Annotated in this window: 15 protein-coding genes and 6 pseudogenes; 16 read left to right on the top strand and 5 right to left on the bottom strand. The window is 36.8% G+C overall.

Going from position 1 to position 16305, the window contains the following annotated elements; translation table 11 throughout:
• The first annotated feature begins 277 nt into the window (after positions 1-277).
• From F968_RS20490 to F968_RS18335, 4 genes and pseudogenes are all read left to right on the top strand, one after another.
• The gene (locus tag F968_RS20490) at positions 278-412 is read left to right on the top strand and encodes a zinc ribbon-containing protein (RefSeq protein WP_004640417.1); all 135 of its coding nucleotides are present in this window, start codon (positions 278-280) and stop codon (positions 410-412) included.
• Between the two features lie 122 nt (positions 413-534).
• A complete protein-coding gene (locus F968_RS18345; protein WP_004795421.1) occupies positions 535-1110 on the top strand; it encodes a DUF4126 domain-containing protein in 576 nt (191 codons plus the stop codon).
• A 266-nt stretch (positions 1111-1376) separates the two neighbouring features.
• A pseudogene (locus F968_RS18340) lies at positions 1377-1878 on the top strand (NUDIX hydrolase).
• 333 nt (positions 1879-2211) lie between these two features.
• Positions 2212-2631, top strand: a complete 420-nt coding sequence (locus F968_RS18335) for an NUDIX hydrolase (RefSeq protein WP_004795417.1) — start codon at positions 2212-2214, stop codon at positions 2629-2631.
• Between the two features lie 104 nt (positions 2632-2735).
• Here the strand turns inward: F968_RS18335 and F968_RS20840 are convergent.
• Positions 2736-2822: pseudogene (locus F968_RS20840) on the bottom strand (hypothetical protein); the annotation flags it as partial.
• 738 nt (positions 2823-3560) lie between these two features.
• Between F968_RS20840 and F968_RS18330 the strand changes: the two are divergent.
• A complete protein-coding gene (locus tag F968_RS18330; protein WP_004795416.1) occupies positions 3561-4034 on the top strand; it encodes a DUF4844 domain-containing protein in 474 nt (157 codons plus the stop codon).
• Positions 4035-4045: 11 nt separating this feature from the next.
• On the opposite strand, the gene F968_RS18325 is transcribed toward F968_RS18330, so the two are convergent.
• Complete coding sequence (locus F968_RS18325; protein ID WP_004795414.1) at positions 4046-4738, bottom strand: tetratricopeptide repeat protein; 693 nt, start codon at positions 4736-4738, stop codon at positions 4046-4048.
• A gap of 261 nt (positions 4739-4999) precedes the next feature.
• Here F968_RS18325 and F968_RS18320 point away from each other — a divergent pair, with 261 nt between their 5' ends.
• Genes F968_RS18320 through F968_RS18305 form a run of 4 tightly spaced genes read left to right on the top strand, consistent with a single transcriptional unit; the run spans position 5000 to position 9498 of the window.
• Entirely contained in the window at positions 5000-7762 is a 2763-nt protein-coding gene (locus F968_RS18320; RefSeq protein ID WP_004795412.1) for a type VI secretion system Vgr family protein, read from the top strand.
• A gap of 1 nt (position 7763) precedes the next feature.
• Positions 7764-8594, top strand: a complete 831-nt coding sequence (locus F968_RS18315; RefSeq protein ID WP_004795410.1) for a lipase family protein — start codon at positions 7764-7766, stop codon at positions 8592-8594.
• Entirely contained in the window at positions 8591-9079 is a 489-nt protein-coding gene (locus F968_RS18310) for a hypothetical protein (protein ID WP_004795408.1), read from the top strand. The genes F968_RS18315 and F968_RS18310 overlap by 4 nt, the downstream gene beginning before the upstream one ends.
• 8 nt (positions 9080-9087) lie before the next feature.
• Positions 9088-9498: a hypothetical protein gene (locus tag F968_RS18305; RefSeq protein WP_004795406.1), complete on the top strand. Its 411-nt coding sequence runs from the start codon at positions 9088-9090 to the stop codon at positions 9496-9498.
• Positions 9499-9646: 148 nt separating this feature from the next.
• On the opposite strand, the pseudogene F968_RS18300 reads toward F968_RS18305, so the two are convergent.
• Positions 9647-9925 (bottom strand): annotated as a pseudogene (locus F968_RS18300) (short-chain dehydrogenase); the annotation flags it as partial.
• Positions 9926-10173: 248 nt separating this feature from the next.
• Between F968_RS18300 and F968_RS20715 the strand changes: the two are divergent.
• Positions 10174-10404: a hypothetical protein gene (locus F968_RS20715; protein ID WP_228128908.1), complete on the top strand. Its 231-nt coding sequence runs from the start codon at positions 10174-10176 to the stop codon at positions 10402-10404.
• A gap of 89 nt (positions 10405-10493) precedes the next feature.
• On the opposite strand, the pseudogene F968_RS20055 reads toward F968_RS20715, so the two are convergent.
• A pseudogene (locus F968_RS20055) lies at positions 10494-10613 on the bottom strand (4Fe-4S dicluster domain-containing protein); the annotation flags it as partial.
• Positions 10614-10628: 15 nt separating this feature from the next.
• Between F968_RS20055 and F968_RS18290 the strand changes: the two are divergent.
• Complete coding sequence (locus F968_RS18290) at positions 10629-10991, top strand: hypothetical protein (RefSeq protein ID WP_004795400.1); 363 nt, start codon at positions 10629-10631, stop codon at positions 10989-10991.
• Positions 10992-11016: 25 nt separating this feature from the next.
• A pseudogene (locus tag F968_RS18285) lies at positions 11017-11479 on the top strand (hypothetical protein).
• Positions 11480-11548: 69 nt separating this feature from the next.
• Here F968_RS18285 and F968_RS18280 read toward each other — a convergent pair.
• Complete coding sequence (locus F968_RS18280) at positions 11549-12250, bottom strand: SDR family NAD(P)-dependent oxidoreductase (protein WP_004795397.1); 702 nt, start codon at positions 12248-12250, stop codon at positions 11549-11551.
• Between the two features lie 296 nt (positions 12251-12546).
• Between F968_RS18280 and F968_RS18275 the strand changes: the two genes are divergently transcribed.
• The 4 genes and pseudogenes from F968_RS18275 (at position 12547) to F968_RS18260 (ending at position 16300) form a co-directional block, all read left to right on the top strand.
• Complete coding sequence (locus tag F968_RS18275) at positions 12547-13131, top strand: TetR/AcrR family transcriptional regulator (RefSeq protein ID WP_004795395.1); 585 nt, start codon at positions 12547-12549, stop codon at positions 13129-13131.
• A gap of 197 nt (positions 13132-13328) precedes the next feature.
• Positions 13329-14529 (top strand): annotated as a pseudogene (locus F968_RS18270) (MFS transporter).
• 485 nt (positions 14530-15014) lie between these two features.
• The gene (locus tag F968_RS18265; protein ID WP_004795388.1) at positions 15015-15518 is read left to right on the top strand and encodes a DUF2867 domain-containing protein; all 504 of its coding nucleotides are present in this window, start codon (positions 15015-15017) and stop codon (positions 15516-15518) included.
• An 80-nt stretch (positions 15519-15598) separates the two neighbouring features.
• Entirely contained in the window at positions 15599-16300 is a 702-nt protein-coding gene (locus tag F968_RS18260) for a DUF1003 domain-containing protein (RefSeq protein ID WP_004795386.1), read from the top strand.
• Positions 16301-16305: the final 5 nt, after the last annotated feature.

The raw sequence follows: 16305 nt of genomic DNA, 5'->3' as shown, positions 1-16305 counted from the left end.
GTTGCTAGATATGACTCCTGTCGTATCTCACGCTCCTAGTGCATGAACCTATTATTGTTGTTTTGTGTTCTGGAACATCCTGTTCCTGTATGAACCCATCATAGGAAAAAAGCAGGGTGTCGCCAATCCGCTAAATCCCTAAAAGTTTGTAAGATATATCGTACAAATAACATTTTTTGCATTTATGCCATCATCATTCGGCGAAATGGACAATTGACAATCACTCTAACTGGGTTATATTCCTGTTTAATATCTATACGATTATAGGAATGCAATCATGGTAACAGCTGGCGAAAAACCCGGAACAGGCTTCTATTTCTGCGCTCAATGTGGCCAGAGAGTGTTTTTAGAAATTAATACAGATCGTTTACCACCATGCACTAAATGCTATTGCACTGAGTTTAAACGTTAAGAATAAAATAATATTTGCGTTCGCATTTAACAAAAAGCCCTGTCACCCGATGGGGCTTTTTGTTAGTTTAAAATAAGACTTACATAACAAGACCCGCGATGGGCATGAAAAAGGAAACCGTTATGGAAACTATATTAGGTTTATGTATTGGCGTGGGCCTGAGCGCTGCCTGCGGTTTTCGCGTGTTTGTGCCACTATTGGTCATGAGCATTGCAACAATGATGGGATGGTTTGAGCCATCGAAAGGTTTTGAGTGGTTAGCCATGCCATCGGTTTGCTTGGCTTTAGCTGTGGCAACAGTCTGTGAAGTTGCCGCTTATTATATTCCGTGGGTCGATAATGCTTTAGACACGGTCGCGACTCCTGCGGCCATGATTGCGGGTACGTTAACGACCATGGCAGTCAGTAGTGGTGAAATGTCACAGTTCGCCGGTTGGGCAGCAGCGATTATTGTGGGCGGTGGTACGGCAGGTGTGGTGCAAATGAGTACGGTTGCTGCACGTGGTGTTTCAACTGCAACCACAGGCGGCTTAGGGAATTTTGTTGTTGCTACAGGGGAGTGGATTGGAGCAATCTTACTTTCGGTTTCGGCTTTGTTAGTCCCTGCGCTTGTTGCAATAGTGGTGCTGATTGCTGTTATTTGGGCAGTCCGTTGGATACAGAAGAAGAAGCAAGAACAGGCGCATAGCCCGCTATAGGTGAGTGTAAATATCACTTTTAAAAGATCATAAAAAAAGCCCGACATCCTGTCGAGCTTTTTCGTATTTGGGTACTAGATATGACTCCTGTCGTATCTCACGCTCCTAGTGCATGAACCTATTATTGTTGTTTTATGTTCTGGAACATCCTGTTCCTGTATGAGTTCATATTAGGGAAAAAGTAGGGTGTCGCCAATCCGCAAAATCCCTAAAAGTTTGTAGGTTAAAACGTACATTCAGAAATGATTTAACTTTTCAAAGTGAATATGAATAATAGCCACCTTGTTACTTTAAGAAAAAAATCAAATGCGTATTAGAAAATCTTCAAGACTATTAGTTCTTAATGAAAATCATCAAATTTTGTTATTTCAGTTTACCCATACAAATGATGCTTTGGCTGGACAATCATATTGGGCAACCGTAGGTGGAGGGCTTGAAGAAGGGGAAACCTTCGAGCAAGCAGCTTGCCGAGAGCTTTATGAAGAGTTAGGCGTAGTACGACAAAATGTAGACACGCATGTTGCAACACGCAATTTTGAAATGATGTTGCCGAGTGCGGAAGTTGTGATTTCTGAAGAAAGACTCTTTATTGTTTTTATTAAAAATGAAGAAATGAATACAGCAAACTGGTCAGAACATGAAAAGCTTGTGATTAGTAAAAGCCGTTGGTGGACGTTTGATGAACTGAGCCAAACTGATGAGATTGTTTATCCAAACAACATTCCTAATATTCTTGCAGATAGTCTGCCTGAAATTTTCAGACTCTAAATTTTGTCTCAATAGCCAGATATAAAAAAAGCCCGACATCCTGTCGAGCTTTTTCGTATTTGGTTGCTAGATATGACTCCTGTCGTATCTCACGCTCCTAGTGCATGAACCTATTATTGTTGTTTTGTGTTCCGGAACATCCTGTTCCTGTATGAACTCATCATAGGAAAAAAGAAGGGTGTCGCCAATCCGCAAAATCCCTAAAAGTTTGTAGGTTAAAGCGTACAAAGAAGTTAATTGCTTTATGTGGATTTGGATTTACATCAACAATAACGTATTAGAACTCTAACTAAGCTCTATAATATGTAATTAAATTTAAAGAAGAAAATGATCATGACCTTAATAGAAAAAGTGGTTCCTGTGGTATTCAGGAAAATTAATAATAACTTGGAGATTTTAGTATTTAGACATCCGTTAGCAGGAATTCAAATCGTTAAAGGCACCGTGGAGCATCAAGAACAGTTAGAACACGCCGCTTTGCGTGAGCTTTATGAAGAATCTGGAATAAAGAGTGCTCAAATTCATTCATACCTAGGTAAACATATTCCTTCAGAGGCTGGGCCTGATTGGCATGTTTTTGTGTGTAGTACACATGAGACTTTAAAAGATAAATGGTCACATTTTTGTGAAGATGATAATGGATTAACTTTCGATTTTTTCTGGCATCCTTTCTTAAGTTCTACAACAGAAGAATGGCATCCTCTTTTCAAAGAATTATTTGAATTTATTAAATCTAAATACCAGCTCAACTAATCAAACAACTTTAGGCCTCTGTGCCACAACAGACTTTAATCTTTTGCGCTGATTTAAAGTAATAAAACATTGCAACACAGAGATAGAGGAGCTAAGCCAAATGCTTAACCGATACTACTTTTGTCACACCGCTGCATGATGCTAAAGAAAGTAGGGGCAAAGTTCTGTGGGAGAACAGGACTTTGCAAACTGAAAAACCATAGCTACCTAGAACGAAACTTAAAGCCAAAATAGGTTTATAAATTGTCATATTATTCTCATAATGATTTATATCTATGAGTAGAATAAAAATATAATTAGTTTTAAGGATTTAAATAATTTTTAGGTAATAATTAATCCTCCCATATATATAGGAAAATAAAATAACTAAATTTTTAAAATAAAAATAATTTATAAATTTAAAAACTAGGCAATAAAAAACCTAAATTTTAAATAAATAAAATGATTAAATTAGAGAGGGAATAAGTTTGAAAAGTGTCATGGTCAACTCCTTATAATTTATGGAGTCCTACCACCAGATTACCGCGAATTAATTTATGGTGGTAGAACGAAAGGGGGTTGACAGACTGGGATCCATGGAACCAGCACGCACGGGGCGTCCCCCATCCGTCCTACCGCAAAGAAAAGGGGACGCAAGGGTCTAACGACTTATAGATTGTACTATAACCCGCCGTGGATCAACGGTCTGTCAAAACCGACTGGCAATGTAGGCCAGCAACGAGATAATAATTGGTGATTTTAATTACGTCAATTTAATATTTAAAATATTTTTAATTTAATAATAAATCTAAATGTATTTTTAAAATAATGGAGTTAATGTTTAAATTTAATTAGAAAAAATAAATAATAAAATAAAATTTCATAGATGTGGAAAATCATAATTAATTTAGTTTATATTGGATGCAGAAAGATATAAAAGTAATAAAATTATGAAAAAGCTTTTGGTTTTAGTCATGGCTGTCTTAAGTTCACAAGTTGGTTGTGCCCAAAAAACTGAGAATAAAACAGAAATGAGTATTCGAAATTCAAACTCTATTGTTATTCAACAATTAGAAAAGTTTAAAACTCAAGATCATTTTGCTGGAGATGGGCAGCTATATACAGGTGTTCAAAATCCTGCATTACGTATGAGTTTGAATCAAAAAGTAGCGGATGCTGCACAAGCTTTTATTACTCTCTATCAGCAAAAGAATGAGCCAACTAAGGCAGAACTTTTACATGTTCTTGCTCATGGAATCAGCCAAATCGATCCTGATAAGCTTGATACAGAAGATCGAGAACAAGTGGCAACGACATTTGAAAGTTTTCTCGATATTGTAGGCCTAGAAAGTTCGGAAGGTATTTTAAATAAATGGGTGTATGGTGAAGAAATTAGTGAGTTATTAGAGCTAGATAAATATTAAGTTTTAATACTTTATTCTAAACTTTTAAGTATTTCTTTCGCATCTACATCGCCTGTATTGGCCGCTTGCTGAAACCATTTCTTTGCCAATTGGAGGTTTTTCGGCGTGCCTTCGCCATTTAAATACATTTGGGCCAAGTTGTACTGGGCATCGCTTTCGTCATGCTCGGCCGCTTTGGTGTACCACTTCAGCGCCTGCTCATCACTTTGGGTGACGCCGTGACCTTTTTTATATAGCTGAGCTAAATTGTATTCTGCAGGTGGATAGCCTTGCTCGGCAGCACGACTAAACCACTCAAACGCCTGCACATAATTTTGTGCAGTTCCTTCGCCTCTGTCATATAACACCCCTAAGTTGTATTGCGCTTTAGCATGACCTTTGGCCGCAGCCTTACTAAAATAATCAAAAGCGCGCTTGGCATCTTTTTCAACACCCGTGCCTGTGTAATACATCATTCCTAAACTATATTTTGCCCCCACGCTTCCATTTTGGTCAGCCGCAGTTAGCCATTTAAACGCTTGTTCATAATTTTTAACAACGCCTTGTTCGCCGCTTAAAAGCATCATGCCCAGATGATATTGAGCAACAGCTTGCCTTTGTTCTGCACGATATTGAATATCGGCCACACTCGGTTCAGCAAATGCTGGGGAATGAAGCGAGAAAATCACCATAAATATATAGAAAGCAGAGTTTTTTATTTTCATGACTTATCCTAAATTCTATTAATTTGTGTATTTGTTTTCTTTAATATCCATTTGAATATAAAAGAAAAATATTAAATATCTTTGGGTGATTTATAGCACTTTAAAATGAGTAAATTTTATGGTTTAAATACCCATTTAATAACAAATTAACGTAAAACCGCATATTGAGACTAGTTACATTTTGAAAATGAGTATAGATAGACAGGTTAGTCTTTTTTTAATTAAAATGCGGCCTAAATATAAGTTTGATTGATAATAAAAATGCAGATGAGTGTGTCGAGTATATTGGAGCGTTTAGGCCTTGTTTCACAAAATCGCGCTGTTCATATCCAATTCTCAAATCAGTCTTTAAATCAGCAAGTCTTCTTACAACGCATTGAAGGCGAGCATACGCTCAACCAAGGTAGCGTTGCTGAGTTACTGTGTCTGTCGACAAACGCGCATATTGCATTAAAACAATTTATTGGCTGTCAGGTTGCTGTTGATCAGGTGACGGACACAGGTCAGTTCTTTAGAACAACAGGCATTATTACCGAAGCAAGCCAAGGGCAAAGCGATGGCTCACTTACCATTTATAATCTCACCTTAAAAGACCCAACTGCACTCTGGCATAAACGTCGCAACAGCCGCGTGTTTATGAACAAAAGCGTGCGCGATATTAGCGAAATTTTATTTAAAGAATGGCAGGGCAAAAGCCCGCTGTTTGCCTCAAGTTTAACGCTCGACACAGCAGGCTTAACGAAAGACTACGATGTGCGTCCATTTGTGATGCAATCAAACGAAAGCGATTATGACTTTTTAACCCGTCTGTGGCGTAGCGAGGGCATTAACTGGCTAGTCGACGAATCGCAACTTTTTGTAGCTGACCCCAATGCTTCCATTCAGCCACAAGTACTCCGCTTAATTGATGATAACCAAAATTATCAAGCCCTTGAGCGCCGTAGCCTACGTTACCAACGCAGCAGCGCCACAGAACAGTTCGACACCATTACCCAAGTCAAGGCAGAGCGCCGCTTACAACCAACTTCTGTTCATGTGCAACGCTGGCAAGCCGATGCCTTGCAACAAGAAGAAGGCAGTGGCAGCGTACAAGGCACGCAGAAACACAGCGAACATTATGACAATGCCAGTCTAAACCTTGAAGATGCATGGCATGTCAGCCCAGCGTGGATGCAGGACTTAAAAGGTGAAGACCAAGCCACAGCTTCAGGCAATAGCCAGATTGAACAGCTTAACCAGCACATTAATGCTTACCATCACTTGAGTTCTAAACAATTTACCGTTGCTGGTAACGTCCGTGATGCACAGGTGGGTTACTGGTTTGAACTCAATGACCACCCTGAACTCGACCAACATGACAGTGCTGATAAAGAGTTCTTAATCTTAAGCAAACACTACTATAACCAGAATAATTTACCGAAAGAATTACAACAGCAACTTGAGCGCCTATTACCAAAAGACAAGCTCAAAGCTACCCAACTCGACACACAAAACCCAGAGCAGCGCCACTTTGCTGAGCTCAATGTGGTTCGACGTAATGTTAAAGCTGTGCCTGAATATAGCCCGCTAGAACACCGACCAGCCGCTTACCCGCAGCGCGCTAGAGTAGTTGGGTTAGAGGGCGAAAGCATTCATGTTGACCAGTGGGGACGCATTAAAGTCCGTTTCCTATTTACCCGAACTGATGACCATAGTCATGACGGTGGAGCAGGAAGTAACGACAATGACACCGACTCGGCTTGGGTTGATGTGCTGACCCCGTGGGCGGGCGCAGGTTATGGCGCACGCTTCTTGCCACGTGTCGGTGAGATCGTGGTGATCGACTTTTTTGATGGCAACATTGACCGCCCGTTTGTGGTGGGCCGTATTCACGAAGCCGAACGTCACCCGACCCAGTTCGACCAGAAAGGCCAGTTACCTGACACTAAAAAACTTAGCGGCATCCGCTCCGAAGAAGTCGACGGTAAAGGCTTTAATCAGCTACGTTTTGATGACACCACAGGCCAAATCAGTGCCCAGCTACAAAGCAGCCATGCAGCAAGCCAGCTCAACTTGGGTAACTTAAGCCATCCAAAAGACAAGGCGGAAAGTGATGGCCGAGGTGAAGGTTTCGAACTTAGAACAGACCAGTGGGGTGCAGTTCGAGCAGGCAGTGGCTTACTCGTTAGTACCCATAAACAGGACCAAGCTCAAGGTGTACACCTTGATGCAAATGAGGCCAAGCAACAAATAGAAGGTGGTCTTAGCAATGCCAAAGCGCTCAGTGAAGTTGCTAAAAATCAGCAAACTGACCCTTTAGAAAATTTAGAAAACCTAAAGTCGTTTATTGAAAAACTTGAGCAGCAAGACAACGCAAAAGCCAAAACGTTTAAAGAGGCGATCATGCTACTGGCAAGCCCAAATAGTATTGCGGTCGCGAGTAATGAAGACATTCACTTAAGTGCAGATGGGCAGCTCAACCAAACTGCTGGAGACAGCATTAATCTGTCTACCCAAAAGAATTTAATCGCGCATGCCCAAAATAAAATTAGCCTTTTTGCGGCTCAAGAAGGGGCAAGACTATATGCAGGCAAAGGCAAAGTTGAGATACAAGCACAAGGTGATGGAGCAGATTTAATTGCCCGTAAAGCTGTTCAGATTATTTCAGCAGAAGACAAAATTGAGGCGACAGCAGCCAAAGAAATTGTGCTCACCGCAGGCGGCTCTCAAGTCAAAATTACTGGTTCGGGCATTTTTATGACCACAGGCGGTAAGTTTGAGGTGAAGGCTGGGCAGCATGTGTTTATGGGGGGCGGGAGTGTGAATAGTTCATTACCGTATCTACCCGAACAAGGAAAGCAAAAATATGGTTTATGGTTCGATGTAATGGATAAACAAGGAAATAAACTAAAACCTGGCACGGAATATATTATTTTTGATGAACATGATAAAGAAATTGAGCGCGGTAAGTTAGATAGAACAGGCTTGGTTAAGTTGGAAACAGAAGAGCCGAATAAGCAATATAAAATACATGTGGTGAATTGAAATGGGTAATGTAATAGATGCCAATAAAGATATAAAAAAACAAGCGACTGAATTGTTAAAAAAAGCACATGGAAAAGTAAGTAATGTGCCGCCAGTAATTCCAGTTAAGTTAACAACTTATACTCATAGTTTAACAATCTTCATTGGAGGGGCTGCTGATAAGTATGTATTTACACCCGGAGATGTTCCAGTAGGATGGGGTGATTTTAGGCCTATTGGTCCAACATATTTTGTAGGGAATTATGTTAATAATTATTTTGCAATTATAAAAGGCAATAGTAAAAATGCATTTGTTAAATATTATGGGTATGAAGAGGCATATGTATCTGATACAAGAGAATTAACAGTAAATACAAATAAGGATAAAAAATTAAATGCTTTCAATGATATAAAAACATTTTTAAAAACCTATCCTCAAACACAAGTAAATATTGTTGGTCATAGTTTAGGTGGTTGGAATGCAGCTGGATTAGCTGAAATATTGCATAAGAATAATATTTGTAAGGTTAACGTGCTGATAACTATCGATCCAGTGGGAGAAATATTATCTAAAATTGGTTTGGGGTCTAGAACTAGTATCTATTATAGTAGACCAAAGCCAGTATTTAATCTTTGGATTAGTATAAGTTGTGACCCTAAAAGTTATGAGTGGAACAATGATTTGATTGCAGATTTAGGTGGGCAATGGAGTAGTTATCCCTCTAGTAATAGTTCCTATTACTATGTAACAAGGTATAGCCATGCAGATTTCAGATTGATGATGCAAGAGAAAATTGTTAATAATTTAAGTGTGCAGGATATTTTGTCAAAAGAGTTGAGTAGAATAAAATGAAATATTTTTTATTAACATTGCTTTCTATAACATTGTCAGCATGTAATCCTTTTATAAATAATGAGAAAGCATCTAACAATAATGCAGATATTAAGAGTTTAACTTACTCACGTCTGGATGGTATGAGTGGTGATATTTTTAAATTTAATTTAGAAACAAATGATGATTTAAATAAGATTTATCAAGAGAATAATTATAAATATTCACATTTTAAGTGCGATAAAATTAAAAATTACTTTGTGACAGGAGCTATCTCAGTCGAGGGAGAGAAGTTAAAAAATGGAAAATATACTTCATCTGGGTACTTCAAAGTTTGCGAAGATGAATCAATGAATGTATGTATCGATAAGAATCAATTGGAAAAATTATTAACTAACAATATGTCTTGTAGAGTAGTTTTTGGGGGCTTACTACAAAGTAGTAAAGTTGTAGCAGATAATATTTTAATATCAAAAGAATCTATAAGAAAATCCAGTTTCCAATAGAGTTTTAAATGAAAAAATTTCTTTACCTATTAGGTCTAATTTTTTTAAGTGGATGTAGTGAAAAAGTTTCAAACTTCACAATAGATCATATTATGAAAAGTAATGAAAAATTAAACTTTGCTATGAAAATTGAAGATAAGGGAGTTTTAAATAAAATAAAAGAATCATCATCAAAAAAGTTTATTTGTGAAAATATGATTGATCATCAGCAAACATTAGATGCGGATATCAATAGATTTGAGAGTAACCAAATTGAGGTATCTGTGAAGTTCTGCGCAAATAATGATAATAGAAGCTGTGAACCTATAGATATCAGTTCAGTTAAAAAAATTAATTTAGAATGCCAAGCCATTTTCTCTGCAATGATTGGTAATGTCTCTAAATCAGAAAAATTTCCAATTATATGGGAAGAAAAATAATTAAATAATTTTGCGGTATATAAGCATAAATTTAAAAATGAGAAGAAGCATAATTGATTACACTTCTTCTCTCATCAGAAATAGTTTAAACAGCTTGAATGGCTTCTCCACAAAGAGAACCCGTTTCTTGTTTATGTTGGTGTAGGTACTAGAACTGCTCAGCAACTGTTTCCGGATGTACTGTGTAAGTCTTATCTTTGGCTTCAGGAGTTCCATCTACAAAACCATTTACAATGACTTGGCTCACGTAAACATTTGAGTCAGCAAGACTATGAGCAAGTAAGTTGGTGGTTTTATATTGAGCGGCAGCGGTAGTTGCTAAGGATGAATATTCTTTAGCAACCAAGTCGATGCCCAGTGCATCGAAAGCAAAAATTCCGTTTGGCGATAAAATACTGCCATGATTCTTTTCTAAATCATCAGAGCAAATATTGCAAGCCGAATTAAAAAAGGTTCAAATAAAATGAAGTTTTTATTATGTGTATGGATATTTTTATTATTTGGTTGTACTTCTAAAAACATAGGTTCTCAATCTACCGATATTAATTTTGGAAAATTTAAATATTTCCAATCTATGTATAGTGGAGAAAAAAATACCAAGGTTTTGTTACAAGCTCTTCTTCTTTAAAAGAAATTTCTGAAAAAAATGCATTTCCGATTTCTAAGCTAAATTGTTTGGAAAATCAGTTTATGGTAAGAGGTGGAGTAGACTTAGATTCAGAAGAAATTAATAATCAATTATATAAATATATAGCACATGTCGAAATATGTAAAAATGATGATTGTTCAGTCGATATTAAAAAAGCAAAAATTGATACTGAATGCAGAATTGAATTAAGGAAAAATTACTCAAATGATGCTTATCAATCAAATAAAGCAAAGTTGACGAATGCTAATTTTGAATAAAATCAAGTTGTTGGTGCTAAAGTTAATCTGTAATTTATTAAGTTGAGAACTAGAAATGTAATAAACCCGCTAAAGCGGGTTTTATTTATTTACATATTCGGGTAGTTTGGACCACCGCTGCCTTCAGGTGTTACCCATGTTATGTTTTGAGATGGGTCTTTAATATCACAGGTCTTACAGTGAACACAGTTCACTGCGTTAATAGTAAAAAGAGAGTCTTTCTAATGAAATTTAATAAATTGGCTGTAATATTTTTAACTTTGAGTCTTTGTGGCTGTAGTAAGGATTATAATATTGAACCAAATAAGCTTCCGATAGCACATATTGGCAAAGAATATAATCAGATATTAAAAATTACTGGTGGAAGAGTGATACCACAGTCTTTTGAAGTAAAAGATAATTTTCCAAGTGATATGAATATCTCTATTGAGCCAATAGACCAATATGAAGCGGATGCTTATAACAATTTAAAAATTTCTGGAGTTCCAAAATATAAGGGAACTTTTAAGATTTATATATATGCTGGTTTTTATGCTAGTGGTGATGGGAATTTGGATAAGACCTATGAACTTATAGTTAAAGAATAAAAGATATTTTTAATAAGAACTAGATATGAAAAAGAATTTATTAATTACCATACTCATTTTACTTTTCATCGTTCAGTCGTTATTAAATTATTACTTCTGGAATCGTACAAAAACACCCGAAATTCATGTTCTAGAGAAACCTTTACGAATAGCATCAAATTTTGATAACTATTCACCATATACAATCCTCCCTGCAGGAACTGTTCTATATGATGACAGTGACTCGTTAAATAGAAGAGTTATGGTTTACTTTAATTTGCAAGGTATGGATTTTAATTTCGAAGAACAAGATCCTGATATTTTAAAGCAACCTAGTGAAGTCAGTGCTATAAGGTCGAAGGACTTGCCTGATTTACTAAAAGAAATTCCTTTAACTAAGAAAGATATTTATTTAATCATTAAACATGATGAAAGTATAAATGACTCCGTACGCTCTATTTTATTTAAAAAAATACAAAATTGATCTTTCAGAGTATGAAAATAATTAAAAAATTATAAATTTTAAAAAAAGTAGAAGGAGCGTAATAAATTATGCTCCTTCTCTCATAAGACATTATTTAAGCAGCTTGAATGGCTTCACCACAAAGAGAGACAGTTTCTTGTTTATGCTGGTGTAAGTACCAGAACTGCTCCGCAACGGTTTCTGGATGTACTGTGTAGGTCTTATCTTTCGCTTCAGGAGTTCCATCTACAAAACCATTTACAATCACTTGGCTCACGTAAACATTTGAGTCAGCGAGACTATGAGCAAGCAAGTTGGTGGCTTTGTATTGAGCGGCAGCCGTAGTCGCTAATGATGAATATTCTTTGGCAACTAAATCGATGCCTACGGCATCGAAAGCAAAAATTCCGTTTGTCGATAAAATGCTACCGTGGTTCTTTTCTAAATCGCCTAAGCAAGCTTGTACCGTCGCAATATAGCTTGAAACACGAATATGAAAGCTTTTGGTAAGTTCTAGTGGAGGAGTTTTTAAGATATTACCTTCAATATCATGGAAAGCATTCCAATGAATATTTTTAATCTCTCCTAATTGATCTTTAATACGTTTAACTAGGTTTGGTATATCTTCCAGAACTGCTAAATCACATGTAAAAGTGTAAGCTTCAATACCTTGTGTTTTAAGTTCTAAAATGGCTTTTTCGAGTTTTTCAGTATTACGTGCCACTAAACCGATTTTATAGCCTTCTTTACCAAACTTATGTGCTACGGCTTTGGAAATACCTGTTCCATAACCAAAAATTATAATATTGTTGTTCATTATAAAGTTCCAAAAAACCAATTATTTGGTTAGAAATAGTTTATAATATGTTTTTATAATGTATTCAAGCGAAAAAGTGATATCTGAAAATAATATAGAAAGAACAAAATAAAAAACCTTAAAAGCAGCAATGAATAAGTTTGCTTTGAATGACCTAGATGGGGCAACCATTAATAAAATTTCAACTTTATTAAAAGTGTAGAGCAATGTTTGCTAATGAAATAATTTTTTAGTTTGACTTCTCTTTCGTCCTATCATAAATTAATTGGAATGATCGTTCCTGTTAGCATCTATTTATGCGTACAAAAGAATTTGAAACTGATGAAATTGCTGATGCAGCCATGCATGTTTTTTGGCGTCGTGGATATGCTGCTACTTCGGTTCAAGATTTAGTAGATGGCACTGGCTTATCGAGAAGCAGTCTTTATAGTACGTTTCAGAGTAAACAGGGACTCTATCAACAAGCATTACGTCGCTATGAACTTTTAACTACGCTTAATAATGTAAAGTTATTGTCTGGTTCAGGCCCAGCTAAAGCACTCATTCGACAGTTACTTCTTAATATTGTTGAAGATGAGCTGAGTGATCCGGAGCACAAAGGTTGCTTGGTCGCAAATGCATGTTTAGAGCTAGCAGGCCATGACGAAGAGGTCGCCGAATTTGTTGTAAGTAATCTGCAAAAAATACAGCATGCTTTAGAGAATTTATTAATTAAAGCTCAACAATCTGATGAAATTGCTTCTACCCAAAACCCTCGTGCATTAGCGAGTTTCTTTGTAAATACTATCCAAGGTTTACGTGTTTTGGGGAAAGGTAGCCCTCTTCAAGAACGCAGACAATCTTTAATGGACGTCGTTGAGGTTGCTTTAAGCATTTTATAAAACTCGTTTAAACCTTAACTATTGTTGAGCTGAATAGTTAAGGTTTTTATTTAATTTTAATTGGAATGATCGTTCCTAAATGATGGTTTTTAGTTCCTATGGAGAATAAATGCCTTCCCATCCTAACTTTATAAAACGAGCTATAGCTATGCAGAGCAAGGTAAGAACTTTGAAAAAGAATTTGAGAGTAAACCTTTATGAATATTAAGTGTGATGAAACATCTCATCAGTTAACTGATGAATTCTCTTCTCAATTACCGATTTGGAAACTGTTGGCTTTTACCGTTGCCGGCTTTCTGACCATCATGACAGAAACCATGCCAGCAGGGCTGTTGTCACAAATCAGTCAGGGATTAAACATTTCAGAGGCCTACGCAGGTCAGCTTATTACAGTTTACGCATTAGGTTCGGTATTGGCTGCAATACCTATTATTAGCTTTACTCGTAGTTGGAATCGAAGACCATTGTTACTCAGTGCGATTGCTGGATTGCTTTTATTCAATGTGATTACTGCGTTATCAAATCATTATATTTTGACTTTGGCAGCTCGTTTTATTGCAGGCATGGCAGCGGGTGTTATATGGGGACTTCTAGCTGGATATGTAAGACGTATGGTGTCAGCATCGTATCAAGGACGAGCTTTAGCAATTGCCGGAGTCGGGCAGCCTATTGCTTTGGCGATTGGTGTTCCGTTAGGTGCATGGTTGGGAACGTTGTTTGAATGGCGCGGTGTATTTTGGATCATGTCTTTACTGGCATTGATTTTATTTGTTTGGATTCGTTTTAGTATTCCTGATTTTGCGGGACAGTCAGCACAAAAAAGATTGCCCATTTTAAGAGTTCTTTTAATACCGGGCATTAGAGCTGTTTTAGCAGTTGTCTTCCTTTGGATATTGTCTCATAGCATTCTTTATACCTATATTTCACCTTTCTTGGCCTCGACAGGACATGCATATAAAGTTGAGACCATTCTTTTTTTATTTGGTATTTCTTCGATTATAGGCATCGTCATTACGGGAATGTTTATCGATCGCTCATTAAGAAAAAATAACGCTTTTAAGTTTATTTATCTTTGCAATCGCAACAGCACTATTAGGTGTTTATAGTTCTTCAAGTTTTGTCGTACTAGTGGGTGTAGTGTTATGGGGAGTCACTTTTGGTGGGGCTCCAACATTATTACAAACAGCTTTAGCAAATACTGCGGGCAATGAGGCAGATGTCGCTCAGTCCATGTTGGTCACTATATTTAACCTTGCGATCGCATTCGGTGGAATGATTGGCGGTGGGCTACTTGAAAGTTTTGGAGCAGCTTCTTTTCCATGGTTTATGCTAGCTTTTGCCCTGATCGCGTTATCTACTGTTTACCATGCCCGTAAGCATGGTTTTATTTATTCATAAAAAGTTTTGCCCTTCATGAATGAAGAAGTGAAGGGCAAAACTTTTTATAGTCTGATGCACTGTGGCTAAAAATGGTCAATGTCTTGGTAAAATAAACCGTAAAATACAAATAAAGTGGAATTTAAATTTAACTAATTATATTGAAATGGAAATATATTCTTTTAAATTTGCTTAATTGCGTAAAAATTCCCAAAAATATTTAAAATTAGCTGTTCTTAGAAAAACAATCCCGCAGGGTGCTGGCTAAACTATATCTCAAGGGTGTGATAGGGATCGAAAAGAGTAGCATGCACCAAAACGTATAACGTTAGTGTGTACTCACCCAAAAGGTCTCGATTCGGCTTAGGACGCTATAGATCAAAAGTTTATAGGCATAAGGTTCTAACTTACAAAGTTATAATTGTTGAAGTAAACCATACATGGTTTCCCTTGACACCCTAAAAAATTCTCTATAATAAAAACAACACTTTACAAGAATATAATTCATGAATAAGCCTTATCTTTCTACCTTGCCGCATGACAGCCAAATCTCATCTCAATTGAAAAATGCTTACTTCCACGACTCGTGGAGTATTGTGCTTGGTCAGCCTGACCTGAATGTATTTGGGCAGCTCATTAAATTGTTCCATCACACGCCTCAGTGGATAGAGTGGAGCATGAATGTGCGTAATAAAATTACTTCCAAGATTGGGCTTAAAGATTTAGGAAGTTTTAAGCAGATTGATTTGAATAAAAAAGAAAATGAATATGTTGCAGGTGACAGAATTGGAATTTTTACTTTGCTACAACGTACCGAAAATGAGTTAGTCATTGGAGATGATGATAAGCATTTAAATGTGACTTTATCTATTTATAAAAATGAAGATACTCAAGTGCTTACAGTGACCATAGTGGTACATATTAAAAATCTACTTGGGCGATTGTACATGGTACCTGTAACTCCTGCCCATCGAAAAATAGTGCCAGCGACTTTACAGATATTAGGTTAGAGTACTATTTTTATTTACGATGCGGTCAGCAAAAATCATTTATATACTAATCTTATTATCATAATAACGAGCTCAATAATATGGAAAATAAAAACCATTGTCGCCAATGCGCCGTTTGTGGAAAAAGTTTTCCCTTAAAAGATCTTGTGTCTGGTGAAGTCATTCGGAATGTAATCAGTGATGAAATTTTAAAAGATCACCCAGACTGGACTTACTCAAGCTTTATTTGTCGAGCCGATCTGGCAGATTATCGAATTAAATATGTTCAGTCGCTATTACGCTCGGAGAAAGGCGAATTATCTAATTTAGAAAATGAAGTGATTGGCAGCATGCAGCGGCATGAGCTGATTAGCCGAAATACAGAAACAGATTTTGATCAAAAATGGACGCTTGGAGAAAAACTGGCAGATAAAATAGCTACTTTTGGGGGAAGTTGGGCATTTTTAATTTGTTTCGGGCTATTTCTGGTCGCGTGGATTATTTTAAATACGGTTGTGATGGTTGTACGTCCAGTTGATCCATATCCATTTATTTTACTGAATCTGGTTTTGTCATGTTTAGCTGCAATTCAGGCACCTATTATTATGATGAGCCAAAATCGCCAAGAAGCCAAAGACCGCTTACGTTCTCAACATGATTATCAAATTAATTTAAAAGCTGAGCTTGAAATTCGCCATTTGCATGAAAAAATGGACCATCTTTTGTCGCATCAGTGGGAAAGGCTTGCACACATTCAAGAAATTCAGCTCGATCTTTTGGCTGAAATGAATAAAAAACGATAAAGATT

The organism is Acinetobacter sp. NIPH 817, assembly GCF_000368405.1.
Taxonomy (GTDB): domain Bacteria; phylum Pseudomonadota; class Gammaproteobacteria; order Pseudomonadales; family Moraxellaceae; genus Acinetobacter.
This window is presented reverse-complemented; position numbering and strand designations above follow the sequence as displayed.